The organism is Photobacterium sp. SKA34, from assembly GCF_000153325.1.
Taxonomy (GTDB): domain Bacteria; phylum Pseudomonadota; class Gammaproteobacteria; order Enterobacterales; family Vibrionaceae; genus Photobacterium.
In genome coordinates this window covers 610,314-634,058 of record NZ_CH724141.1, presented here as the reverse complement: position 1 = coordinate 634,058, position 23,745 = coordinate 610,314, and the positions used below count along the sequence as shown (strand labels likewise).

Below are 23,745 nucleotides of genomic sequence, written 5' to 3'. Positions count from 1 at the left end.
ATGCGCCAATTAACGACTTTATTAGATCAATGGCTTAACAGCTTTAATAAAGTGATGGACGAAACCATTGCCAGTGGTATTCCATTTACCGTACCAACGGTGAGAGAAGGTCTCGCTGCTATTACTCGTGAGCTCGTCACTGATATTCCTAATATTGCGTTAATTGAAAACCTAACGATTAAAGATAAAGTGCCTATTCGCATTTATCATCCTCAACCTGAGACGGCACTCCCCGTATTAGTTTTTTTTCATGGTGGTGGGCATATGTCAGGTAATGTCGAGGTTTACGATCCTATTTGTCGGAAATTAGCACAATATAGTCAGTTTATTGTTGTATCGGTTGAGTACCCTCTTGCTCCAGAGCATCCTTATCCCGCGGCGATTGAAGATGGCTATTTGGTTTTACAATCGCTATTTCAAACTTTGATCCGCGCAGAGATAAGTTTTATACCTCAGCTTTCTATTGCTGGAGATTCTGCGGGTGGTGCTATTTGTGCCACGTTAGCACGAATAGCACAATTTGATGATGATGTTGAAATTGCAAAACAAGTGCTGATTTATCCAAGCCTTGATTACACTTTAAGCTTTCCATCTGTTAATCAAAACGGTATAGGATATTTGCTACAACAGCCTCGAATTGAATGGTATTTCTCAAATTACTTTCAGCATAATGAAGATAGACGTAAGGCATCACCTGTGTGGGGACCTTATAGTATGGCATTACCTGAAAGCCTAGTAATTACGGCTGAGTTTTGTCCATTAAAAGATGAAGGTATCGCCTATGTCGAAGCGTTAAAAAAGCAAGGTGTAGAATCTGAGCATATCCATTTTGAGCAAATGATTCATGCGTTCTTAAATATGGAAAACATAGTGAAGAAAGAGTGTGAGCAGACTTATACAACTATAGGTGTCTTTCTCAATAAATAATTATGAATGCATCTAAAAGAGAAAAGCCGTAATACTGAATTACGGCTTGATACTCGAGATAATTATATTGCTTGCGTTATTCAAAGAACGATTCAAGTAGTGAATATAAGCCACGAAGTAAATCCATTTAACACCTTCCATAGTTAAAAATTGGCAACCGTCATTTTTGTGATATGCCTCTCTATTACTCTATTCCAGAATAGATTTATTCGCTCTTTAGTCAATATCTGTTGGTAGGAATATCTTCGATAGTGAAGCTTGATCACGATATTTGAAACATTCATTAGTGGTAATACTTATCATTATTTTCTTTCCGCTACACTTGTGAAAGTAGTTAGGTAGGGAGATGCTATATGTGGTTGAGTTCGAGCTGTAGATATCTGTCTTCTTTACTTTTTATCGTGTTTATTTCGCTATTACTTACCGCTTGTGATGATGATAGCCACCAAGAGATAGCGCTAAATGCGGAAGGGTTTCCTGACCTCAGTAAGGTTGTCGCATACTCTGATACAACACCAAAGCAGTACCTTGAGTGCGCCAAAAATTATCGAAATAGCTGTTTAGTCAGTCAATTCCCACCGATAGGGCTTACGCTAAACACGGCTGTGACCTTGGCGGATATTGAGCAACGAGTCTTTGTTTCTCATCCTTGGATGGCCGAGCATTTTTTATCTGCCTTAGCGTTGCTTCCGCCTGAAATATTGCCTTTATTTCGATCCGTCGGTGCTATCGTAATTGCTGATGATATTCGACCTTCTTTTTATAGTGCTAATACCGCAACCATTTATATTGACCCTCGTTACTTATGGCGAAACGAGCAGGAGTGGTTAACCATTATTGCTAAACAAGACTTTCGTGATCAGTTTCAGTCTAATGTACAGTTTCTGCCGGTACGGCAAAGTGTCGATAGTGATGGGAACTATGCGACTTGGGTGAGTAATGATTATGCAGAAAATAATTCGATGCGTACTACCGAGCAGTTATTACCAGCCTTATTTAGGCTATTGGTACATGAATTAACCCATGTAGTGGATGCGATTCCACCTACTTCCTTAACATCGCTCGATCCTCGCCGGACTATTTATCAAAACATCAGCGCGATGACACCATTAAATCAAACTCTCTATGATCGGTTTCCACTGCAAGATGATCTTTTGTTTGATGTCGCCAAGGTACTGTATGACGGTGTTACGCCAAGCTATGAGGTTAGTACACTCAACGCTTTACAAGTTGGTGCACATTTTGAGGTAGAAGGTGCGAGTGATTTATATGGTTACAGTAATCGAAAAGAAGATATGGCAATGTTATTTCAGTCTTACATGATGTATGAGCACTTTGGGCTGCAAGATAGGTTTTTATTTCTATCACAAAGTGATGGTATTGCAATGGGTTGTGGTCGTTATACCGTAGAGTGGGGACAAACAGGACGTATGTTTTATCCTTTAGTCTATGAGCGAATGATGTTAGCTGCTGAAGTAATATTGCAGCGAGATCTCCCCGCAATATCTGCATCAGAGCTTAAATCAATGCAGATCCCCACAGGAACATCATGGTGTGAAATAATTAATGAATAGAGGAAAACGCGAACACTGTTGGTATCTAACAGCATTCGCAAAACATGATTACAGAAAGAAAATGTGATCATGTGCTTTATTATATCTAGTCAAAGGCAATATGTTGAGACTATTCCCAATCCCAATAACTACTTTCATTTTGTTGAGTAAATAACATCCTGTAGCCACTAATCGTATGGTGACTGATGTTGGTCATGAGTTTTTGAAATTGCGCGGTGGTGAGATGAATAAGATTTTCATGATCACCCGCTTCAAGATAAATATCGTCGATACCAAACAGCATGTCATCGACGATCATATCAAGGTGATAAATCTGCCCTAAATTAGGAATTGCACCAGGGCTACAGTCTTGGAATAGCGCTGACAGTTCGTGCTCACCAACGATACAGTACTGTTTACCTGTAATTTTATTCACTTTATCTAACATGACATGACGATTTGCTGGTATTACAGCCATGAGATAATTGTGTTGTTGATCTTTTAATATGACAGATTTAGCCACCTTCGTTGTGGGAACGTGTGCCGATATTGCAGAATTAAATGATGAGTCGGTAGGACGATGGTGTATTAGCCTAAGCTCAATATTATGGTGTGATAAATATTGTTCGACAGAGATTGCTGTAGCCATAATTGCCTCCTCATATCTTCGCCTAGTTATTTTAAATACATCAAGATAACGTCGATTTTCTGTTAGTTATACGCTACACATAAACGCTACTCTTAACATTAAGTATGGCAGCTATCTAAAGTTATACATGAGTTTATCAATAGAAAAATAGACTCAGCGTGAGTGCATTTATTATTTAAATTGTCTTTCTAATGCGAGTAACTGTTGCTTGATATGGTTCCCCCCCCGCATATCCCCCTAAATTACCATTTTTAGTGATCACTCGGTGGCAAGGTACAATAACGGATAAGGTATTTTTACCGTTAGCGCTACCGACAGCACGACACGCGTTTGGATTATCAATAGCATTAGCTAATTGTTGATAATGCCATGTCTGACCATAGAGAATAGTTGTTAATGTTTGCCATACACGCTCTTGAAATTGCGTGCCTTCAAGCGATAAAGGTACTGAGAATTGTTTTCTATCGCCTGAAAAGTATTCTGCTAATTGTTCCTCACATTGCAGCAAGATAGCATGGTCTGGTTTGAGTATGGCGTGATGTAGAGAGGGAATAGTATGGGTTTCAAACCAAACTGAAAGGAGTGCATTAGCGTTTGCCGTGATAGTCATTTGCCCTAATGGGCTATCAATGTGTTTGAAAAAGGTATCCATATCGCTTTGCCAAATTAGAGGTGAGCGATGGCTTTGTTATGGGGAGTATAAATCTGGAATTCAAACTCTGTTATTTAGATGTTAAATATAACAAAATAAAAGATAATAAAAAGCTAACCTTGTATATAAAACAACAAGGTTAGCAGGACATTATTTATTATTTAGCGTGTTACTTTAAATAATCTAATGCGCCTTTAATTGCCGCAACCTGCGCCATATTACATTCTTTTTCTGTCACGCGAGGGCTGTCAGGATAGACTTCGGTCGTCGAGGTATACAACGCATCTGTTACGCTTGCACATAATCCTAATGCTTTTAATGGATAGTTAATTACACCTTCCTGGGTAATGGCTTCACCAATAATATTCCCGTTGTCATCCGGTGGCGCTATATGGGTAACATGGCGGACTTCATCAATAATTGCAGTTTGGAAAGCATCCTGTGGGTTTTCAGTATCACCAACCACGTAGAAGCCGTCAGGCACACAATCTTCAATATATTCTTTACCGTCACGCGCCGCTAGTGCTGGACGAAACTCGGACTCGTCAGTATCCGTCGTTTCATGAAGATCAATATGCGCTAAAAATGATGTTTTTTGTTCTTGGACTAAGCGCATCAAGGCAGCTGATTCTTCTGCTGGGCTATTTGGGATGAATGAGCGGTTAGGATCAACAGCGTTAGGGTTCCAACGGTTGACTGTTTCATAGCCCCAAGGGCTCACACAAGGCGTAATGAGAATATTAAAATCATCACTATAGTGTTTGGCTTCTAAAGCGGCAAATTCAAGTGCGCCATGGACACCGCTGGTTTCATAACCGTGAATACCACCAGTAATTAAAATTGTTGGTTTATTGCTATCCCAATTACGCGTTTTTATCGCAAAAAGAGGATATTTATCTGGGGCATAAGACAGAGCACCGTATTGAGTGACGTCAAAATCATTTTTCAATGCATCAATTTTTGTCACAACTTGCTCAAGGTAAGAACGTTTAATGGTTGTCTGTGCTAACCATTGTGCTTTTTCGTTGCTTCCCCAAGCTTTACCTGCTTCACCAATGTGGTAGGTAGATGACTGCATTATTACCTTCCTATTTTTATTATTAAACTAAATAACTTTTTACATTATGCTTAAGTTTTTGGCAAATATGATTTTTTATTCATAACTCATAGTGTTGCTGTAGATATATAGTAAAATTATATCGAAAAATAATAGACGAATATCATTTATTAAATCCAATCAGGAGGTTGCAGTGATTCAAAAGTTTTGGCTTTTTGATACAAGTAATTAAAGGCTCAATATTAAGTTGCAATAACAAGCAATTAAAAACATTGTCATACAAATCAGGAGGGGTATATTGAATTCGTTGTCACAAATAACATAATAGGAAAAGACGATGAGTACTCTCTTGAATGAATTACAAGTTGAAGATGCAAAATTACACCTTACTCGTCCTCTAGCCACACCTACAGATTTAAGTGTAGACGCGACTAAAGAGATCAGTGGTGCACTAACAGCGATCCTTGCTGATGTTTATGCAATTTATATGAAGACCAAAAACTTCCATTGGCATATGAGTGGTGCACATTTCCGTGATTATCACTTAATGCTTGATGAGCAAAGCGTTCAATTGTTTGCAATGACCGATGATATTGCTGAACGTGTGCGTAAAATTGGTGGTAAAACCCTACGTTCTATTGATGATATCTCACGCATGCAGCGTATTCTAGATAATGATGCTGATTACGTTGAACCTGCTGATATGCTTGCTGAACTCTGTAGTGATAACAAACAATTAGCAGCAGAACTTCGTGTGGCGCATACTTTATGTGATGACTGTGGTGATTATTCATCAGTGAGTATGATTGATAATTGGATCGATCAAACTGAACGTCGTGTTTGGTTCCTTTATGAATCATATCGTCATTGATAAGAATCGACGTCTATTGCAATAGAAAATGAAGCTTCTCTATACAATATATAAAGAAGCTTTTTTATTATATTTGTAGCAAGATGCATTGATAAATAAAGAATAAAAAGAGAAACATCAAATAATAACGATGAAACAAAGCGTTATGTCTGAAAAAAGTTGGTTTATTTTTTGCAGTTATTCATCCTTCACAGTGGGAGAGATGAATGAGTATTGTTGCAGGTGTGATTTCAGAATCTTGGACTTCAGATTTATTGCTCATAAAAAAAGAGATAGCTCAACATTTATCGCGTAATCCGACCGATATAAGACACGAGTATTTCGATAATCATTTGTATTTTTGCCGAGTCGCGATTGATTGTCATCGAGAATCGAGCTGGGCTGAAAATCATCTACGCTTTTCTATGGTTCTCGGACATACCTTAATGTCTTCTTCATTAACTAAAGATGTTAATACGCTTTTGCAGCAGAGCCTTTCGAATTTCCCACAACTATTGGCTAAGGCTCAAGGTACGTATTGCGTGTTAGATTATAACAAGCAACAACGAGCATTAACTATTTTTGCTGATAGCCTAGCAATACGTCCGCTTTATTATATGAAATATAAAGGGAGCGTGATTTTCAGTTCCTGTTTACGTTTATTCGATGAGTTAAGTGTGACGTTAACAACCAATTTAGCGGGGGCGACTGAATATGCGGTAATCGGTTACTCACTTGGTAATAAAACCCACTATAACGAAGTGCACTCTATTCAACCGGGAGAAAAATTAACCTTAGCAAGCGCTTCACTGGTGAAAGAGCGATACTTTCGATGGTCAGATATGCCGTTTAATTGTATTGATGATATAGAGGGGGTGCTTCAGTTAGATTATGCCTTTAAGCAAGCGGTCGATCTAGCAATAGGTAATGATCTTCATGCGATCAGTACACTGTCGGGTGGGTTAGATTCTCGTGTCATTGTCGCTGAGTTGTTAAAGAGAGGAATAAAATTAGAATGCATGAATTTCTCCTATCAACGCTCGCAAGATGAGGTTTATGCAGAAGTTTTTGCGCAATGTCATGATTTTCCACTACACATTGTGAATGTCAGTGATACTCAAGAGCATAGTATCGAGCAACGTTTAGGGCATTATTGGCGATCAACACAGTATCCATTTTATCAGCAAGTGGAGAGGCCAAGGCTAGTATGGTCAGGTAATGGGGGGAGTGTATGCATTGGTATGGTGTTTTGTGATGATCATATTCTTGCCGCATGTGCCAGTGGTGACCCTTTTGCTGTGGCAAAAGCATATTTAAAACATCAACATGCTTTTATTCCTAAAAGAATGGTAAAGCAAGGTGCGAAATTGCAGCGGCAATTAGAGCAAAATATTGTTGAATGCTTATGTCAGTACTCACACTTACCGCTAGATAAAGCTTTTCAACTCTTTTTATGGGAAAATGATCAACACCAACATATCGCTCCTGCACTAGAAGATATGGATAAATTTCGATTAGATTTTCACTTACCTTTCTACAGTAAAGAGATGCTAACAGTGATGTTCGCGTTACCAGTATCTTCAGCGGTAAAACATCAACTTTATATGAAATGGCTGAATCAGTCGTATTCAGAAGCGTTACTTACGCCGTGGCAAACCTATCCGGGACATTTACCTTGTCCGTTAAAAAATAATCTATTACCGCCGTTAAGCCAGTGGCAGCTAGCGTCTAATGTTAGAAATAAACTGGATCTACTGAAAATAGGTGTCAGCACCTTATTTGATGCGAAAGGTGAGTTTTATAATCGTCATTACCTAGGGGCTAATTGCATACTGACTGCATTAGGGTTATACCGTGGCGAGTCGACATTGAATGTTGTTAAGCGTATGAATCAAGTCCTGAAATCCCCTCATTAGTAATCATAAGCAGAGTTAGCTAAAATACGCAGCCTAGTTATCGACAGTGATGAGTTCTGCGTTATATGCGATTTTTAAAACTATCTGTTCACCCTGATCTTTCCAATATTGACTTTAATACAACGGACTTTGCTATATTTCAACGCGATGCTGCAAGAGCCATTGTATTAAATGGTGAAGATATTTTGATGTTATACACAGAGCGTTATCATGATTACACCTTACCTGGTGGTGGCATTGACGCTGGAGAAGATAAAGTCGAAGGGTTGATCCGAGAACTACAAGAAGAAACTGGCGCAAGAAATATTCGAGACATTAAAGCATTTGGTCAATATGACGAATATCGCCCTTGGTACAAGCCAGATCATGATGTGGTTTATATGAAATCATACTGTTACGTTTGTACTATTGATAAAGATTTAGGCGCAACTCGCTTTGAAGATTACGAAATTAAAAATGGCATGAAGCCGGTATGGATCAATATTTTTGATGCGATAGCGCATAATGAAGAGACGATTAAACATTCTGAGAAAAAGGGGATGTCGATTGAGCGTGAAACCTTTTTATTAAAACTTATAGCAGAAGAGCTAATAACCGTTAACGCATAAAAAACGGAGGCATTGAGCCTCCGTTGTATCCGGTGAATTATTTCACTTTTTTAAATGTCACGGTGTGACGTTCAGAGCTGATAATCAATGTGTTCTGGTTCACTAGGTAATCTGATGGACCTGTTAGCATTCTTTTTACGAATCCATCAACAATTGCTTGTTCGTTTTGAATACACATTTTACGGGTCGATGCTAAATTTTTAGTGAGTAAATTCGGGCCAGTTAGTGTTAGCTTGCCTTTCAATGTATTACAACCGTGGTAAGTGACGGTTAAATTATTATCAATCACTAATTCTGGTTGCTTAGGTAATGCATCTACAGGCTCTGAATGCCCATCAATCGCCATTACTGCCCATGTGCTTGGAAGCGCAGCAGCATCTTTAGGGGAAGAGCTACAACCAGTTAATAGTGATGTCAGTAAAAGCGTACTTAATAAAATCTTTTTCATTATATTTCTCATGTCGAACAGCAAGAAGGTGCGTTAGATACAGATGTTGACGATGATAAAAAGACAACGGTCAATAGTCAGGTGTGTCAATAATAACGCAACGTTGTTCTTTGTCTTGCTTACAAAAGTCAGATGAACATTAAAACTAAACAAGCCATGAAGTGTGACAAATAACAGTAAAAATGTAAACGGCATCTTTTTTTTATTTGTATGTTTTTATTAATTCATAAAAATATGAATAATAGGTGTAATCATGATTATTAAGGATAATTATTTAATGCAGAAGGTTACGCTAAGTTCACCCACTGGAGATAAGTATATAACACCATCAAAAGTGGTATGTGTCGGTCGAAATTACGTTGAGCATATCCATGAGTTAAATAATGAAATTCCTACGCAACTTGTTTTGTTTACGAAACCCAATTCTGCCATTTCTCAACAACTCAATGCTAAGCATAGTAACGATTCTATACATTATGAAGTTGAAATTTGTTTTATGTACCAACAAGGTCAGTTTATGGCTGCGGGAGTGGGAATTGATTTAACAAAACGAGAATTGCAAGCGACCTTAAAACAGAAGGGATTACCGTGGGAACGAGCAAAAGCGTTTGATGGATCCGTGCTTTTTAGTGATTTCGTGCCACTTCCTAATATTGCTGAAACTGAATTTGAAGTAGTGCTTGAACAACAACAAGACGTTTTACAGCGTGGAGTCAGCTCTCAAATGATCACAAAACCTGCCGCTATTTTGCAAGAGATTCAATCATTCATGACATTAGAAGATGGTGATATTGTTATGACGGGGACACCAAAAGGTGTCGGCGAAGTGAATGCTGGTGGGCATTACACTGCAAGCCTTTATATTGATGGGCAGAGAGTGGTTACCCAGTCATGGGATGCGGCATAGCGTTATAATAATCTGATTTTTAATTTACAAAAATTTCGCATATTTACAGCTAAGCATTGTTACAATACTTAGCTGTTTTTCTATGTGAAGAAAGTAATGTTTCAGCAAGAGCATGTTATTAAATTAGCAAATATGAAAATGCCGTTTGGTAAGTACGCTGGTCGAATCCTTATTGATTTACCTGAAGAGTATTTATTGTGGTTTCAGAAGCAAGGCTTTCCTGAAGGTGAGTTAGGTATGCTGATGGCTTTGGCGCTTGATTTTAAAATTGAAGGTCTAGAAAGCGTGATTCGACCATTGCGTAAAGACTAATCGTAATTTCAATACTGGTAAGAGAAAGATTTTTAAATGAAAAAAGTACTCTCATTTATATTGTTGTTTTTTTGTGGATTGATACTGTCAGGTTGCGCCCAGCATTATGCGGCAATCAGTGATATTCCCTTTGCTGATGCTAACTTTAAACGTTGCGTTATTTTGCAAGGAAAAGCGCATAGCGATCAAATTACTGAATTGAAATGTGATGGTTTGCATATATCCAAAATTAAAGAATTGAGTAATTTTCCGAACCTACAAAAGCTAGATTTAGCACATAATCATTTAACCCAGCTTGATATTAGTCATAACTCTAAATTAGAGCTGCTTAGTGTTGAACATAACCAGCTTAGTAAATTGAAAACTAAGTATAATAAACAATTACAAGTGCTGAATGTGAGTTTCAATCACTTAACCTCTCTCGATGTGAAAAAAAATAAAGAACTCACGTATTTAAATTATTCGGGAAATCATATTAAAGACGTTGATATTAATAATAACCCATACTTATTAGCTCCTTATGAAAAAACCTATATTACTAATGGCCCATCTAATTAATCCAGTCAAAATCATATAAGGAAGTCATTCTATGTTTAACGGAGTACATCATGTTGCACTCATATGCTCTGATTATCAGCGATCTAAGTATTTCTATAGTCAAATATTAAAACTAGAGATCATTAAGGAAACTTATAGAGCGCAACGTCAATCGTACAAACTAGATCTACGTTTACCGGATAATAGCCAAGTCGAGCTATTTTCTTTCCCTGATGCGCCTGTAGTGGTCAACTAAAATTGGCCACGGTTTTAGAGTTTTCCCAATATAATCGTTCTGATTCGTTGGGAGTTAGGCCGCCATTATATTGATGCGGCCTGAGTTGACAGTAATACCCGATAATGTAGCGGATGATCTCTTGTTGAGCTTCAGCAAAACTACGATAACCCACTGTTGGCACCCATTCGGTCTTTAAGCTTCTAAAGAAACGCTCCATTGGTGCATTATCCCAGCAATTTCCTCGGCGAGATAAACTCTGTTTTATCTTAAAACGCCACAGTAATTGACGGTACTTTCGACTTGTATAGTGGCTACCTTGATCGCTGTGGAACATGACGCCTTTCGGCTTACCACGCGACTCATAAGCCATTGAAAGAGCTTTGCCTGTCAGACTGGAATCAGGTGATAAAGACATCGACCAACCAATCACTTTGCGGGCAAAAAGATCAATAACAACCGCTAAATACATCCAGCGATTTCCTGTCCAAATATACGTAACATCACCAACCCAAACTTCATTTGGGGCGGTAACAGCAAACTGTCGGCCCAAGTGATTTGGAACCTCAACATGTTCTTGAGAAGCCTTTCTGTATCGATGCTTTGGCTGTTGGCAACTGACTAAACCAAGCTCTCTCATGAGTTTTGTTGCTCGGTATCGGCTCAGTTTTAAACCCTGATTTGTGACTATATCTGCAATAGTCCTCGCTCCCGCAGAGGCGTTGCTTGCTGCGTGGGCCTCACTAACTAAGCTGCGAAGTTTGACTGTTTCCGCCCTAATCGCTGTTGGACGCTTTAGCCAATAGTTATAACTACTTCGATGAACATTGAAGACTTCGCATAATGTTTTTACGCTATAGCTCTGCTTGAGTTTCTTGATCATCAAGAATTGTTCAGTGAGTCCGACATCAACAGAGCCGTGGCTTTTTTTAATATTTCATTATGCTCTTCAAGACGAGCTAACTTCTTTTTTAATTCCCGAATTTCTATTTGCTCAGGGGTCATAGGCGAAGCTTTTGGCGTTTTGCCTTGTCGTTCTTGTTTAAGCTGACGAACCCATTTATCCATCGTGGATTTACCCACATTCATGGCTTGGGCGGCTTCTGCCACTGAGTAATTTTGATCAATCACTAACTGTGAAGCCTCGAGCTTGAATTCTGCGCTGAATAGTCGTCTTGTACGATTTGTCATAGTGTCACCTGTTAACGTATGAAGTGATGATATCACCTCTAACTAAGTGACCAAATTCACTATGCCACTACAGCCTAAAAGACCCAGTTATCCTGAGGCTCAAGGGCTACGTCATCTGGCATTTTCAGTTGATGATGTGGAATCTGTTGTAGCATATTTAGTTGAACATCATATTGAGGTCGAAGCTATTCGAATTGATGAATTAACGGGAAAGAAATTTACTTTTTTTAGCGATCCTGATGGGTTACCTCTTGAGTTGTATCAGTCTTAACTTTAAGAAGTGTGGGTTTTTAGCTAACAAAGATATGCATATGAAGGTATATTGTGTTGGTTGATAATTAAACATTGGAAGGGATGTGATGCGCAGGATTATATTTAATCAGAAAGGTGGGGTAGGTAAATCAAGTATTACCGTAAATTTAGCGGCTATCAGTGCGGCGAAAGGGCACAAGACACTTGTGATAGATCTCGATGTCCAAGGTAATTCAAGCCACTATTTAGGGTATGATATTAATCAAAAAAGCGATAAAACCATTGCTGATTTACTCAATCAAACCGCCTCTTGGTTTTCAATGGCATCACCAACATTGGATTACCCCCAACCGACTGATTACGACAATTTATTTCTCATTCCATCGAGCCCTAAATTAGATAAATTAGAGCCAGAATTAGAACGCCGCTATAAGATCTATAAGTTACGTGAAACTTTAGATGAATTAGAAAAAGAATATGAACATATTTATATTGATACCCCACCAAATCTAAATTTTTATACTAAATCTGGATTAATTGCGGCGCATCACTTATTGATCCCATTTGATTGTGATAGTTTTTCACAACAGGCATTGATCAATTTAATGGACAATTTAGCAGAGCTTCGAGACGATCATAATCGTGAGTTGTCATTAGAAGGTATTGTGGTCAATATGTTTAATGCTCAGGCAAATTTCCCTCGTCAAATTATTGAGAGCGTAAAAGAATTAGGCTTTCCAGTCCTAGAGCCTTATCTACCTCAATCGATCAAAATGAAAGAATCACATTTTCAACAAATTCCGCTTATTCATTTCCAACCAAAGCATAAGTTAACCCAGCAATTTTCTCTATTACATCAACAATTAAGTAATGTTAAACAAGTCGTTAAAAATTAGCAGTCTTTATCATGCTTAAAGTAAAAAAGAGCGAGATTGATACTCGCTCTTTTTTATTAATCATCTTTTCGGGGAAAATGCTTATCGTATTCCTCCATAAAATCTTGTCGAATTTCTTGCTCTAAATGTGTTGCTTGCTCTGTTGGACAAAATAACATGAAGTGAACAATTTGTTCTCCTGTCGCACCACTACTGATATGGATGTGCGGCTCTGAACCGGGTAAATCAACACCCGCATGCTTTTCTATCATGCTGTTATAGCGACGAGCGACTTCGATAAAATCTTCGCAATGATGCTCTATTTTTTTGACCATAGATGGTAGTAAAGGATAGAGGTTGAGGAAGTTGGGTACTACGATAGAAAAGTTATGGTAAACATAACGTTTCATAAAATTGAGGTTTTTTACAGGGTAAGTGAAAAACATGCTATTGGGTAAGGTTGCTGTTTTCCCTGTGTAATCATATTGACCATGATGAAGATCGATCTCTTGGATAACCGTTGCCATCATATTGTGTTCGATGACTTCGCCACATAACTTGCCCACTTCAATCCAGTCACCAATTCGAAACGAACGTGAGCTTGCGCGTTGAATTGATCCCGTAATACAAAGAATAATTTCTTTCGACGCGACAACAATGGCAACCGCGATCGCAGTGACAGATAATGCAAACTCATTAATTTCTGAGCGCCAAAGGATGAAGAGTAAAAGGATAAGAATAGAAAAGGTGCCATTTTTGGTTCGAGACATCCATTTTCGTTGTTCTTCTGAAAGAAAGAGTTCTTCCCCTCGAATTTTGGTTAAAACCAGACGACGGATCAGTGAAATAATCACAATAATCATAGCACTTAGTAGTAATTTGTTTGCGATGAGGAAGTTAATGACTTCCATAACCTTATCCATCGTTATTCCTTTTTTATCTCAATATATCAATAAAGAGTTATATCAAAAAAAATTGATGAATGTGTTAGAGAAATCAAAACTTTATAGAGGAATGTATAAGACAACTATTTATTTACAGTAAAAAATAGTTATAAAAAAAGGAGCGATAAGCTCCTTTAAAAAGATGTTGAGATCTTATTTATTATCGCGTTTGTATAGCTCAGTAAAAGAACGTTGGTAAGCGACGGCAATTTTTTTGATGATTTTCTTAGTCATAGTCACAACCTGATACTGTATAAAACGAGATAAAAGTAATTAAAAAAGTAGATTTAGAGGCATTAGGCTCTCTTGTTGACGCGAATTATACGTATCTCCTAAATACGGGGAAATGAAAAAAAATAGAGATTGTCATTAGTTTTTATAATGCATATTTATCTACCGACTTGGTTGGTTTTATTTCATTATAAATCAATGTTTTATTTTTATCGTTCGCCGTTTTATTAGTGTGTGGGTTATATTTTTTTATAGAGGGTTAATGCTTTTTTGATAATTTTAATTGTGTATTAATCGTTGAATGTAATATGAGAACTTTTATTAAAATAGTCATTAGTGGTGAAATAATCAGTGATGTGCACAAAAGACCGTGTTAATAAGTGCTATTTAGACCTTTATATCCATATTAGTATTTTCATTGGATGTTTTTTATACGGAGGTGATGATGAACAAACAAGTATGGATACTGCTTTGAATAATCAACTCAAGTAATTCAATGACATGTGTTGGGGATGTTTTTACTATCATTTTTTACAGGGCATATTATTGATCGAATAGGCGCGAAAAAGACGATCATATTGGGAGCAGTATTTATGTATGTTGGTGTGCTGCATCATCAATTTAAAAGGTACACCTTTAATACAATTTAATACGGCACTCATTTTCTTAGGCATTGGTTGGAACTTCATGTTTATTGCTGCAACACGGTTTTTAACCACTACTTACCAACCAAAAGATAAAGCAAAAGCACAAGGATATAATGAATCTGTGGTGTTTAGCTCAGTTGCAGGTTGGTTGAATAACACGATTAGTTGGTATCAACTTAACCTTGTCGTCATTCCATTCGTGTTCGTCATCATTGCTGTGTTATTTATGTTTAAGCCTAAATTAATGGTTTCGTTTAAGCCTCAAAGTGACTCTACGTTTATGATTATTTATCGTAATTTTAAGGACTTCAGTCTAAATTTGATTAGGATAGAATCATAAATGTAGAGAATCTTTGAGTATGAAAAGTGACATAATTCTTATCGGTAAGGGCGAAAATAAAATTGGGATCCATCCCAAATATGCCAATCGTCATGGTTTTATTGCTGGAGCAACAGGTACAGGCAAAACGGTAACACTTCAGTGTTTAGCTGAAGGGTTCTCATCTCTTGGTGTGCCTGTGTTTCTTGCTGATGTAAAAGGTGACTTATCAGGTATAGCGAAGGCAGGTACTGATAATGCAGTTGTTCAAAAGCGTTGTCGAGAAATTGGAATTGATGATTTTCAATTTACTTCTTTTCCCGTTGAGTTCTGGGATTTGTTTGGAAAGAAAGGGGCAAAAATCCGTGCCACGTTAGAAGACATGGGACCGCTATTATTAAGTCGTTTGTTAGATTGTAATGATGTCCAAGAAGGATTAATTAATTTAGCGTTTGAATATGCAGAAGAAAACAAAATGCCAATGTTGGATTTGGATGATTTTTCTACCGCACTAAATTACTTAGGCGATAACTCAAAACAACTGGGTGGGATGTACGGACGTATCAGTAAGTCCTCTATTGCTGCTATTGAACGTCGTTTATTGGGCTTTAAACGCCAAGGTGGTAGCGAATTTTTTGGTGAGCCAGCATTGGATTACCATGATTTCATGAAAACGGCCACAGATGGTCGGGGCATTATAAATATTCTGGATGCTAGTACCTTGATCCAATCGCCAAAGTTATACTCAACCTTCTTATTATGGTTGTTGTCTGAGCTTTATGAAAACCTACCGGAAGTCGGTGATCTTGATAAACCTAAATTTGTGTTCTTTTTCGATGAGGCTCATCTACTGTTTGATGATGTACCTAAAGTCTTCTTAGATCAGATTGAACAAGTGGTACGTTTGATTCGCTCTAAAGCGGTAGGCATCTATTTTGTAAGTCAAAATCCAACCGATATTCCAGATTCAGTATTAGGGCAACTGGGTAATCGCATTCAACATGCGTTACGTGCTTATACCCCAAAAGAAAGAAAAGTGGTAAAAGTTGCAGCTGAATCATTTAGGGATAACCCAAATTTAGATGTTGTTACCTTGCTGGGAGAATTAGGCGTAGGTGAAGCATTAGTTTCTGTGTTGGGGGAAGGCGGTGTCCCGTCTGTGGTTGAGCATGTCACTATTCGCCCTCCGGAGTCGCAAATTGGTCCTATTAGTGCAGATAAGCGCATTGAAATGCTAAATGCCAGCCAGTATTTTCAGCAATATAGAGTAGCAGTGAATCGTGAGTCAGCTCATGAAATATTAAACAAGCGCACAGAGCAGAAAAAGCAACAAGCACAAGAAGCTGAACATGAGAAACAGGAACGTGCAAGTATTCGAAAGCCTCGTCGCTCTCAGCGTCAAACATACACAGAATCGTTTATAAAAACCTTATTAAGGCAACTTGCGAATGCAATCGTAAGAGCGTTATTCAAGCGGCGTTAATTTAATGAATAAATCTCTTATGTGTTATCGATAAAGAGGGGGGGGGGAAACCTTATATTGTTGTCGATAAATATGTTATTGCGACCATGGCTTTTTTATAAGAAAAGCGTAAGGTCTTTAGCTTCTATTTTTAAAGGATAATAGTAGACGTGCATATTTTTACAGATAGAAAAAAAATCTTGATTGATACGCGAAGTTCTAATGAGTTCTTAGCGGGTCATGTTGAAGGAAGTGTATTTGTTGGATTTGGTGGAAAACAATTTAAATGGTGGCTTGAATTAATACTACCGGATAAAGACATTCAATTAGACGTTATCGCTTCGCCTAATAATCAAGATCAAGTAAAAGAAACATTGCAAGCCCTAGGTTATACCCATATCAGTTTCCAAGCGCTTGAAGGGAAATTATCTCAGGTGGAACACATATCTGCTGAAATGTTAGTAACGAAAGCGTCAGAGCTAAATATTTTAGATGTGCGTGAACAAGATGAAATAGCAAAAGGTGCGCTGCCTAATGCTGAGTCATTACCGTTATCCGATATTGTGCAGGGCAAACTGCCTTCAGAGAAAGATAACTTCGTTGTCCATTGTGCTGGAGGTTATCGTTCTTTGATTGCTATCTCACTGCTGAAATTACTACGAAAATGTCATTTTATTCAAATTGATGGTGGATACTCTGAAATTAAACGCCATATCTAACTGTGATATATAAATCAAAGTCATTGATAAATGAGATTTATCGATAACGTTATTTTAGAAAAGTTATCAGTGACTTTGTCTTCCCTTCTTCTAAAAAACTTTTTTTTCACATAAAAACAGCTTTTCGATGAGCATTTTTCTTATCGTTAAATGTTATCAAAATGTTGTTGAATTTTTGCCTCTTGTTGCAAAATCCATGAAATCTAAAAATTATTGTATGAATATTTGTGCAAAAGAATGGATACCTGACTTATTTTTTTTGAAAAATAGCCAGTCTCTGAAATGCTGAATACATGTTTCTACTTATAAAAAAAGTCATACCCTGTACCAGACGTAGAAGCATTATGTGCTTAATGTTGAGTATAAATTCAAGGATTGAGAGATAGATTATGATTCGATTTAACCTTTGTGCAGTAGGAATATCCCTTGCACTGTCAGGCACTGCATTTGCGGCACCTACGGCGCCAAGCATTGATCTGTATGGTTCTAACAACCTTCAGTTCTCTAAAATTGAGCTAGCAATGGAAACAACATCTGGCTATAACGATATGGTTACATACCATGACAAAGCTAAGATTAATGTGAAATTTAACCAATGGAGTGGTGAATCAGGCGATACTTACAACATCTATTTTGATGGTGAAAAGGTCGCATCTGGCCCAATCAAAGGTAGTCAAACCACAGCTTCTTTTGAGTACGAGCAAGGCGGCTTGTATCAAATGGAAATAGAGGCCTGTGACGAAACAGGTTGTGCGAAAAGTGCGCCAGCACAAATTACTATTGCAGATACAGATGGTTCACACTTACCTCCTCTAGCAATGAATGTTGATCCAAACAACAAATCATATGATACCGACCCAAGCGTTGTTATGGGTACGTATTTCGTTGAGTGGGGTATCTATGGTCGTGAATATACAGTAGATAACATTCCTGCAGACAACTTGACCCATATTCTTTATGGATTCATCCCAGTTTGTGGTCCAAACGAGTCTGTGAAATCGGTAGGTGGTAATAGCTTTAACGCACTACAAACTGCGTGTAAAGGCGTTGATGATTACGAAGTTGTTATCCATGACCCATGGGCTGCATTCCAAAAGAGCTTTAAGCAAGCTGGTCATGAATATAGCACACCTATCAAGGGTAACTATGCAATGCTAATGGCATTGAAACAGCGTAACCCTGATCTGAAAATTATCCCATCAATTGGTGGCTGGACATTGTCTGACCCATTCTTTGATTTTGTAGATAAAGCAAACCGTGACACATTTGTCGCATCTGTTGAGAAATTCCTAAAAACATGGAAATTCTACGATGGTGTAGATATTGACTGGGAATTCCCTGGTGGCGGCGGTGCAGCAGCAGATCGTGGTGATGCGGTTAAAGATGGTCCTGCTTACATTGCGTTAATGCGTGAACTACGTGCAATGCTTGATAAGCTAGAAGCTGATACTGGTCGTACTTATGAGCTAACATCAGCAATTGGTGTTGGTTACGATAAGATAGAAGATGTTGATTACGGCGAAGCTATCCAATACATGGATTACATCTTCGCAATGACATATGACTTCTACGGCGGTTGGAACAACGTTCCTGGTCACCAAACTGCACTTTACTGTGGTAACTTCATGCGTCCTGGTCAGTGTGACGGTACAGGTCTTGACGAAAATGGCGAACCGCTCAAAGGTCCTGCCTATACCTCTGATATTGGTATTCAGTTACTTCTAGATCAGGGTGTTCCTGCCAATAAACTGGTTCTTGGTGCAGCAATGTATGGTCGTGGTTGGACGGGTGTAACACCTGATACACTAACAGACCCAACAGATCCAATGACAGGTACAGGTACTGGCAAACTGACGGGCAGCAAAGCTCAAGGTGTATGGGAAGACGGTGTTATTGATTACAAAGGCATTAAATCATACATGCTTGGTGCTAATAGCCAAGGTATCAATGGCTTTGAATATGGTTACGACGAGCAAGCAGAAGCACCTTATGTGTGGAATCGTTCAACGGGTGACTTGATCACATTTGATGATGATCGCTCAGTTAAAGCTAAAGGTAACTACGTTAAATCACTTGGTCTTGCTGGTTTATTCTCATGGGAAATTGATGCGGATAACGGTGATATCCTAAATGCAATGCATGAAGGTGTATCAGGCGCGGTGATTGATAAGCCAAACAAGGCACCAACAGCAGCAGCTGGCGCGGATCAAACTGTTTCAGGTCCTGCATCAGTAGCGCTTGACGGTTCAAGCTCGAAAGATTCTGATGGTAGCATTGTTAGCTATGCTTGGGAGCAAGTATCTGGTACTGCGGTAGCATTAACTGGTGCTGATTCTGCTACAGCAAGTTTTGCCGCTGCAGAAGTAGTAGAAGCTGAGCAATTAACGTTCAAACTAACAGTAACAGATAACAAAGGTGCATCGGCATCAGACATTGTTGTTGTAACTGTAAACCCTAAAGATGTTGTCGTACCACCAACAAACACGGCACCAGTAGCAAGTGTAACAGCACAACAATCAGCGAACGCTGGCGATGTAGTTGTTGTTGATGCGTCAGCTTCTTCTGATGCAGATGCGGGTGATTCGCTAACGTTTGATTGGACATTACCAGCTGGCGTTAATGCAACAGTTAATGGTTCACAAGTACTATTTACTGCGGCTGAGTATACGCAAGACACTAACTTAGTCTTTACTGTAACGGTATCTGATGGCGAAGCAAGCTCAAGCGCTTCAGCGACAGTTGTTGTTGCTAAACATACAACGGTAGAGCCACCTGTTGATACATGTGATAACGCATGGGATGCAGCAACTATCTATACTGGCGGCGACCAAGTAACTCAAGACGGTAAAGTATGGGAAGCTAAGTGGTGGACACGTGGCGAAGACCCTGCGAAATCTGGTCAATGGGGTGTATGGAAAGAAGTTGGCGTAGCTAACTGTCAATAAGCGTAAAATCAATGAGCTGGTAATAGCGCAGTAACCTATTCATCAGCCATTACAACATGCTTTAAGTAATTATCCCCTGAGTCGTAATAAGTCTCAGGGGATTTTTTACTGTGCGGATAAAAAGGCGCTAAGTCATAGCAAAGCGCCTTTAAAATATTGATTACATTATGTTAGATAATGTATTAACGGCTAAGAAATGCGTAGCCTGTTGTAAATGCGGCTTCTTGGAATTGACGTAAACCGGTATCACGGAAATCAACCGCCATTGGGTTACGTTTTAGCTTTTGCTTTATGTCAGCATTGGTCATGAAGTTAACATCAACATCTGGAATAAGCTGGATAGCTGATTCTAATTTAAAGCCTACTGCGCTACCTGCAAATTTGCCACGCGTTTCACGGTTACGGATTACAACCTTATCTACTTGGTAATCATCCAGTAGTTTTTTAAATGCGAATTGGAAATCACGCATTTGTTGGTTATCTAGAGAATCTTCCATGATGAACTTTTGAGTACGACATTGTGGAATATCGAACATGCCATTTTGAAGTGAAAGAAGACAAATAACCGCTTCGTTACTACGTAGCTCAACAGCACAAATTTTCATGTTAACACCTGAATCTGAATATTTTGGCGCTTATTGTAGGCGAAAAAGTGATTTGCTGTTAGTACCTATTGCATTTTTCTTACGCCTTTCTATCCAGACGAAGGTTAATAAAATATCGATAAATTAAATAAGGATAATAAAGCTGGAAAACAGTTCCATATTTCTATATTTATGACGTTTTATTCAGTGTTGTCGCATGGAGAATGGTGAAATAGGGAAGGGGGGAAATCGTATTTGTTCTGTTTTTAGTTACGGTTCTTTTTAGCAAACTGAGTACAGTTTCTAGAGAGGAGAATCGTTATGACTATAACGAATGTGATGTCGCAATTTTACCTTCAACGTCTTAATGATACTGAAAATAACGAAGAATATGACGCAATAATCAAAATGCTTACGTTATGTAACTGGGTGCCACGTGCTCAAGATGAATAAGTATGTAGTTAGAAACCGCCAATAAAAGAACGTTATTGGCGGTTTAAATTCTTTCGTATTAGCTACGTTTTGCTGGTGTGTACGAACGACCAGCAGCTTGATACGTTTCTTTATCGTTAATTTCAAAGGTAGTGTAGAAGAACCATGCAATGAAGCGCATCAGCTCATCATTAGCATTCATTACCCACTCGGCAAACTCTTCTTCTTCGCCCTGGTCGTTTTCTTGAGTGAAAACGTGGTAAATACGCTGTTGTCCGTCGATTTCAGCAAGACTAAAGTGACCAACCATTGCTGCTGCTGTTTCTGCAATTTCAGGCTCATCGTTGCCTTTTAAGGCATTTAGGATCGCTGAAACGCTATCGAGTGCTGCCAATTCTTTTACTAAAATCTCAAATTCTTCTTGTTGCATGCTTAATATCTCTGTGACGTTTTACGCTATTGTAATCGTAATTAAATCGACGACCTAATTTTTCCATAGAAAGAGGAATAATGGTCTTAACCGTTTTTCGGTTGAGCGTAAATTGGACCTAATAGCTCAAGTTGCGTCAGATACATACGCATATCGAATTCTAATTGGTGATAGCGAGGTTCCATGTGACAACATAATGCGTAGAACGCTTTATTGTGTTCTTTCTCTCGTAAGTGTGCTAATTCATGAACCACAATCATACGCAGGAATTCAAGTGGCGCTGACTTAAAGACGGAAGCAACACGGATTTCATGCTTGGCTTTTAGCTTACTTCCATGGACGCGCGAGATGAAGGTATGTAGGCCTAGTGCATGATTAATAACGTTGATCTTATTATCATAAGCCACTTTATTGATCGGCGCTGATTTTTTCAGATAGGCATTTTTAAGTTCAACGACATAATCATACAGTGCTTTTTCTGTTTTGATGTTATGAGGCGTCGGGTATCGCTTTAAGAGCAGTGTCTTGAGCGTATCATTATCGATAAGCTGTTGTACTTGCTCAGTAAGATGAGCAGGATAACCCTGTAGGTATTTTAGTGGCTGCATAACGTGACAAAATAGATAAAACGGTCATGCTATAAGTTGATCGCATTTGAGGCAAATAAAATATCTACTAGATATAAATATATCTATAATATCAAAGTGATATCTTAATCTGTTTTAGAAGGCGTTGTGTATGTCGTTGCGTGTCCCACCTCCAATATTATTGTTACTATCAGTGTTAGCCATGTATTTACTCTCTCGCTTTTATCCTATTCTAACAATTGATTTTAGCGGTAAGAGCTTGCTGGTTTCGGTGTTGTGTTTTATTGGTGTTATCCCAGGATTTACAGCAATAATTGCGTTTGCAAAGGCTAATACAACGATTGATCCCCGCCATCCTCAGAAAACATCACGGTTGGTGACGACCGGTATTTATCGTTTTACGCGTAATCCAATGTATATAGGTTTAGTTTTTTTCCTATTCGCTGCTGGTTTTTATTTTTCCGCGCTGAGCTGCTTTGTGATCGTACCTATTTTTATATGGGTGATGAATAATTTTCAAATAGAGCCAGAAGAAGAGGTATTACTCGCTATGTTTGGTGATGAATATTTGCAATATTGCAGAAATGTTCGTCGTTGGTGTTAATGCGTCAGATGATATTAATTGAGAATAGAGAGTGTAAGGAAAATAACGGTTTACCTCGACGTTATTTTCCTTACACTTGCGATCACGTGAGTTTATTACTTTAAAGGTTGAGTAATAAAGAGACAAAAGAAAACTGAGGGAAACGAATGAGCAAAGCGAAAATTGGTATTGTGACAGTAAGTGATCGCGCAAGTGCTGGCATTTATGAAGACATTTCAGGCCAAGCTATTATCGATACGCTAAATGATTATTTAACCTCAGAGTGGGAGCCTGTTTATAAGGTGATCCCTGATGAGCAAGATGTGATTGAAGCAACACTTATTACAATGGCAGATGTGGAAAACTGCAGTCTTATTGTTACAACAGGTGGCACAGGCCCTGCTAAGCGTGACGTGACGCCTGAAGCGACTGAAGCTGTTTGCGATCGTATGATGCCTGGTTTCGGTGAATTGATGCGTGCTGAATCACTTAAGTTTGTACCAACTGCGATATTGTCTCGTCAAACTGCGGGTTTACGTGGCGATAGCTTAATTGTTAATTTACCAGGTAAGCCTAAATCGATTCGTGAATGTTTAGATGCTGTTTTTCCTGCGATTCCATACTGTATTGATTTAATGAATGGTCCATTCTTAGAATGTGATGATGCGGTGATAAAGCCTTTTAGACCAAAGCAGAAGTAATACAGTGCTATAAATAAAAAAGTAACCTATGGTTACTTTTTTTATTTAGTGATACTCAAATAGCAATGTATATATATACAGTTGTATGTGTTCTCATATCTTTTTATTGTTATTTTTGTGTAAATTAAATTAGTACTTGCTCATGAAATTAAGCATAGTATAAATATTAATTCCAAAATTATTTATTTATAT

General features: G+C 38.3%; 25 protein-coding genes and 2 pseudogenes. 18 read left to right on the top strand and 9 right to left on the bottom strand.

The genetic code is table 11. The features are described 5' to 3' along the window. Both SKA34_RS04390 and SKA34_RS04385 read left to right on the top strand, forming a co-directional pair. Entirely contained in the window at positions 1-927 is a 927-nt protein-coding gene (locus tag SKA34_RS04390) for an alpha/beta hydrolase (RefSeq protein ID WP_006644304.1), read from the top strand. 353 nt (positions 928-1,280) lie between these two features. Further along, on the top strand, positions 1,281-2,501 hold the full coding sequence (locus tag SKA34_RS04385) for a hypothetical protein (protein WP_006644303.1): 1,221 nt from the start codon (positions 1,281-1,283) through the stop codon (positions 2,499-2,501). Between the two features lie 109 nt (positions 2,502-2,610). On the opposite strand, the gene SKA34_RS04380 is transcribed toward SKA34_RS04385, so the two are convergent. From SKA34_RS04380 to SKA34_RS04370, 3 genes are all read right to left on the bottom strand, one after another. Beyond that, positions 2,611-3,129 (bottom strand): YbaK/EbsC family protein, encoded by a 519-nt coding sequence (locus tag SKA34_RS04380; protein WP_006644302.1) that lies wholly within the window; start codon positions 3,127-3,129, stop codon positions 2,611-2,613. Positions 3,130-3,304: 175 nt separating this feature from the next. Next, entirely contained in the window at positions 3,305-3,781 is a 477-nt protein-coding gene (locus tag SKA34_RS04375) for a methylated-DNA--[protein]-cysteine S-methyltransferase (RefSeq protein ID WP_006644301.1), read from the bottom strand. Between the two features lie 169 nt (positions 3,782-3,950). After that, positions 3,951-4,859 carry a M14 family metallocarboxypeptidase gene (locus SKA34_RS04370; protein WP_006644300.1) on the bottom strand — a complete coding sequence of 303 codons (909 nt, stop codon included), beginning with the start codon at positions 4,857-4,859 and terminating at the stop codon, positions 3,951-3,953. 316 nt (positions 4,860-5,175) lie between these two features. Here SKA34_RS04370 and SKA34_RS04365 point away from each other — a divergent pair, with 316 nt between their 5' ends. The 3 genes from SKA34_RS04365 to SKA34_RS04355 all read left to right on the top strand — a co-directional run bounded on the left by SKA34_RS04365 (position 5,176) and on the right by SKA34_RS04355 (position 8,212). Continuing rightward, complete coding sequence (locus SKA34_RS04365) at positions 5,176-5,709, top strand: Dps family protein (RefSeq protein WP_006644299.1); 534 nt, start codon at positions 5,176-5,178, stop codon at positions 5,707-5,709. Positions 5,710-5,915: 206 nt separating this feature from the next. Continuing rightward, positions 5,916-7,604, top strand: coding sequence for an asparagine synthase-related protein (locus tag SKA34_RS04360; RefSeq protein ID WP_006644298.1), 1,689 nt, complete (start codon positions 5,916-5,918; stop codon positions 7,602-7,604). A gap of 65 nt (positions 7,605-7,669) precedes the next feature. Next, positions 7,670-8,212: an NUDIX domain-containing protein gene (locus SKA34_RS04355; RefSeq protein ID WP_006644297.1), complete on the top strand. Its 543-nt coding sequence runs from the start codon at positions 7,670-7,672 to the stop codon at positions 8,210-8,212. A 37-nt stretch (positions 8,213-8,249) separates the two neighbouring features. Here the strand turns inward: SKA34_RS04355 and SKA34_RS04350 are convergent, their stop codons facing one another. Then, positions 8,250-8,660: an META domain-containing protein gene (locus SKA34_RS04350; RefSeq protein ID WP_006644296.1), complete on the bottom strand. Its 411-nt coding sequence runs from the start codon at positions 8,658-8,660 to the stop codon at positions 8,250-8,252. Positions 8,661-8,937: 277 nt separating this feature from the next. Here SKA34_RS04350 and SKA34_RS04345 point away from each other — a divergent pair, with 277 nt between their 5' ends. From SKA34_RS04345 to SKA34_RS04330, 4 genes and pseudogenes are all read left to right on the top strand, one after another. Beyond that, positions 8,938-9,567 (top strand): fumarylacetoacetate hydrolase family protein, encoded by a 630-nt coding sequence (locus SKA34_RS04345; RefSeq protein WP_006644295.1) that lies wholly within the window; start codon positions 8,938-8,940, stop codon positions 9,565-9,567. 96 nt (positions 9,568-9,663) lie between these two features. After that, positions 9,664-9,879 (top strand): DUF3820 family protein, encoded by a 216-nt coding sequence (locus SKA34_RS04340; RefSeq protein WP_005364029.1) that lies wholly within the window; start codon positions 9,664-9,666, stop codon positions 9,877-9,879. A 36-nt stretch (positions 9,880-9,915) separates the two neighbouring features. Continuing rightward, entirely contained in the window at positions 9,916-10,437 is a 522-nt protein-coding gene (locus SKA34_RS04335) for a hypothetical protein (protein WP_006644294.1), read from the top strand. A gap of 31 nt (positions 10,438-10,468) precedes the next feature. Continuing rightward, a pseudogene (locus SKA34_RS04330) lies at positions 10,469-10,657 on the top strand (VOC family protein); the annotation flags it as partial. 7 nt (positions 10,658-10,664) lie between these two features. Here SKA34_RS04330 and SKA34_RS04325 read toward each other — a convergent pair. After that, positions 10,665-11,842 (bottom strand): IS3 family transposase gene (locus tag SKA34_RS04325; protein WP_086004105.1). Its coding sequence is split into 2 segments (ribosomal slippage): positions 10,665-11,584 and positions 11,584-11,842, totalling 1,179 coding nucleotides; the frame shifts between segments, so codons are not numbered across the junction. Positions 11,843-11,897: 55 nt separating this feature from the next. On the opposite strand from SKA34_RS04325, the pseudogene SKA34_RS04315 reads away from it, so the two are divergent. Both SKA34_RS04315 and SKA34_RS04310 read left to right on the top strand, forming a co-directional pair. Then, a pseudogene (locus SKA34_RS04315) lies at positions 11,898-12,113 on the top strand (VOC family protein); the annotation flags it as partial. Positions 12,114-12,201: 88 nt separating this feature from the next. Beyond that, positions 12,202-12,990: a ParA family protein gene (locus SKA34_RS04310; protein ID WP_006644291.1), complete on the top strand. Its 789-nt coding sequence runs from the start codon at positions 12,202-12,204 to the stop codon at positions 12,988-12,990. A gap of 56 nt (positions 12,991-13,046) precedes the next feature. Here the strand turns inward: SKA34_RS04310 and SKA34_RS04305 are convergent, their stop codons facing one another. Further along, the gene (locus tag SKA34_RS04305) at positions 13,047-13,892 is read right to left on the bottom strand and encodes a mechanosensitive ion channel family protein (RefSeq protein WP_006644290.1); all 846 of its coding nucleotides are present in this window, start codon (positions 13,890-13,892) and stop codon (positions 13,047-13,049) included. An 849-nt stretch (positions 13,893-14,741) separates the two neighbouring features. On the opposite strand from SKA34_RS04305, the gene SKA34_RS04300 reads away from it, so the two are divergent. The 4 genes from SKA34_RS04300 to SKA34_RS04285 all read left to right on the top strand — a co-directional run bounded on the left by SKA34_RS04300 (position 14,742) and on the right by SKA34_RS04285 (position 20,236). Then, on the top strand, positions 14,742-15,131 hold the full coding sequence (locus SKA34_RS04300) for a hypothetical protein (protein ID WP_006644289.1): 390 nt from the start codon (positions 14,742-14,744) through the stop codon (positions 15,129-15,131). Positions 15,132-15,150: 19 nt separating this feature from the next. Further along, entirely contained in the window at positions 15,151-16,593 is a 1,443-nt protein-coding gene (locus SKA34_RS04295; RefSeq protein WP_006644288.1) for a helicase HerA-like domain-containing protein, read from the top strand. 149 nt (positions 16,594-16,742) lie between these two features. Then, positions 16,743-17,291 (top strand): rhodanese domain-containing protein, encoded by a 549-nt coding sequence (locus tag SKA34_RS04290; protein ID WP_006644287.1) that lies wholly within the window; start codon positions 16,743-16,745, stop codon positions 17,289-17,291. Positions 17,292-17,680: 389 nt separating this feature from the next. After that, complete coding sequence (locus SKA34_RS04285) at positions 17,681-20,236, top strand: glycosyl hydrolase family 18 protein (RefSeq protein WP_006644286.1); 2,556 nt, start codon at positions 17,681-17,683, stop codon at positions 20,234-20,236. 182 nt (positions 20,237-20,418) lie between these two features. Here the strand turns inward: SKA34_RS04285 and SKA34_RS04280 are convergent, their stop codons facing one another. Further along, a complete protein-coding gene (locus SKA34_RS04280) occupies positions 20,419-20,841 on the bottom strand; it encodes a DUF3010 family protein (RefSeq protein WP_006644285.1) in 423 nt (140 codons plus the stop codon). A 300-nt stretch (positions 20,842-21,141) separates the two neighbouring features. Between SKA34_RS04280 and SKA34_RS23780 the strand changes: the two genes are divergently transcribed. Further along, positions 21,142-21,273 (top strand): hypothetical protein, encoded by a 132-nt coding sequence (locus SKA34_RS23780; RefSeq protein WP_006644284.1) that lies wholly within the window; start codon positions 21,142-21,144, stop codon positions 21,271-21,273. Positions 21,274-21,331: 58 nt separating this feature from the next. Here SKA34_RS23780 and SKA34_RS04275 read toward each other — a convergent pair whose 3' ends face one another. Further along, a complete protein-coding gene (locus tag SKA34_RS04275; RefSeq protein ID WP_006644283.1) occupies positions 21,332-21,682 on the bottom strand; it encodes a hypothetical protein in 351 nt (116 codons plus the stop codon). A gap of 86 nt (positions 21,683-21,768) precedes the next feature. Then, positions 21,769-22,290 (bottom strand): M48 family metallopeptidase, encoded by a 522-nt coding sequence (locus tag SKA34_RS04270; RefSeq protein ID WP_006644282.1) that lies wholly within the window; start codon positions 22,288-22,290, stop codon positions 21,769-21,771. Between the two features lie 130 nt (positions 22,291-22,420). On the opposite strand from SKA34_RS04270, the gene SKA34_RS04265 reads away from it, so the two are divergent. After that, positions 22,421-22,873, top strand: coding sequence for an isoprenylcysteine carboxylmethyltransferase family protein (locus SKA34_RS04265; protein WP_006644281.1), 453 nt, complete (start codon positions 22,421-22,423; stop codon positions 22,871-22,873). Positions 22,874-23,019: 146 nt separating this feature from the next. After that, positions 23,020-23,553: a molybdopterin adenylyltransferase gene (gene mog / locus SKA34_RS04260; RefSeq protein ID WP_006644280.1), complete on the top strand. Its 534-nt coding sequence runs from the start codon at positions 23,020-23,022 to the stop codon at positions 23,551-23,553. Positions 23,554-23,745: the final 192 nt, after the last annotated feature.

Coding starts and splice junctions, on each gene's coding strand:
- SKA34_RS04390 (WP_006644304.1), top strand. CDS start 1: ATGCGCCAATTAACGACTTTATTAGATCAATGGCTTAACAGCTTTAAT.
- SKA34_RS04385 (WP_006644303.1), top strand. CDS start 1,281: ATGTGGTTGAGTTCGAGCTGTAGATATCTGTCTTCTTTACTTTTTATC.
- SKA34_RS04380 (WP_006644302.1), bottom strand. CDS start 3,129: ATGGCTACAGCAATCTCTGTCGAACAATATTTATCACACCATAATATT.
- SKA34_RS04375 (WP_006644301.1), bottom strand. CDS start 3,781: ATGGATACCTTTTTCAAACACATTGATAGCCCATTAGGGCAAATGACT.
- SKA34_RS04370 (WP_006644300.1), bottom strand. CDS start 4,859: ATGCAGTCATCTACCTACCACATTGGTGAAGCAGGTAAAGCTTGGGGA.
- SKA34_RS04365 (WP_006644299.1), top strand. CDS start 5,176: ATGAGTACTCTCTTGAATGAATTACAAGTTGAAGATGCAAAATTACAC.
- SKA34_RS04360 (WP_006644298.1), top strand. CDS start 5,916: ATGAGTATTGTTGCAGGTGTGATTTCAGAATCTTGGACTTCAGATTTA.
- SKA34_RS04355 (WP_006644297.1), top strand. CDS start 7,670: ATGCGATTTTTAAAACTATCTGTTCACCCTGATCTTTCCAATATTGAC.
- SKA34_RS04350 (WP_006644296.1), bottom strand. CDS start 8,660: ATGAAAAAGATTTTATTAAGTACGCTTTTACTGACATCACTATTAACT.
- SKA34_RS04345 (WP_006644295.1), top strand. CDS start 8,938: ATGCAGAAGGTTACGCTAAGTTCACCCACTGGAGATAAGTATATAACA.
- SKA34_RS04340 (WP_005364029.1), top strand. CDS start 9,664: ATGTTTCAGCAAGAGCATGTTATTAAATTAGCAAATATGAAAATGCCG.
- SKA34_RS04335 (WP_006644294.1), top strand. CDS start 9,916: ATGAAAAAAGTACTCTCATTTATATTGTTGTTTTTTTGTGGATTGATA.
- SKA34_RS04310 (WP_006644291.1), top strand. CDS start 12,202: ATGCGCAGGATTATATTTAATCAGAAAGGTGGGGTAGGTAAATCAAGT.
- SKA34_RS04305 (WP_006644290.1), bottom strand. CDS start 13,892: ATGGATAAGGTTATGGAAGTCATTAACTTCCTCATCGCAAACAAATTA.
- SKA34_RS04300 (WP_006644289.1), top strand. CDS start 14,742: ATGTTGGTGTGCTGCATCATCAATTTAAAAGGTACACCTTTAATACAA.
- SKA34_RS04295 (WP_006644288.1), top strand. CDS start 15,151: ATGAAAAGTGACATAATTCTTATCGGTAAGGGCGAAAATAAAATTGGG.
- SKA34_RS04285 (WP_006644286.1), top strand. CDS start 17,681: ATGATTCGATTTAACCTTTGTGCAGTAGGAATATCCCTTGCACTGTCA.
- SKA34_RS04280 (WP_006644285.1), bottom strand. CDS start 20,841: ATGAAAATTTGTGCTGTTGAGCTACGTAGTAACGAAGCGGTTATTTGT.
- SKA34_RS23780 (WP_006644284.1), top strand. CDS start 21,142: ATGACTATAACGAATGTGATGTCGCAATTTTACCTTCAACGTCTTAAT.
- SKA34_RS04275 (WP_006644283.1), bottom strand. CDS start 21,682: ATGCAACAAGAAGAATTTGAGATTTTAGTAAAAGAATTGGCAGCACTC.
- SKA34_RS04270 (WP_006644282.1), bottom strand. CDS start 22,290: ATGCAGCCACTAAAATACCTACAGGGTTATCCTGCTCATCTTACTGAG.
- SKA34_RS04265 (WP_006644281.1), top strand. CDS start 22,421: ATGTCGTTGCGTGTCCCACCTCCAATATTATTGTTACTATCAGTGTTA.
- mog (WP_006644280.1), top strand. CDS start 23,020: ATGAGCAAAGCGAAAATTGGTATTGTGACAGTAAGTGATCGCGCAAGT.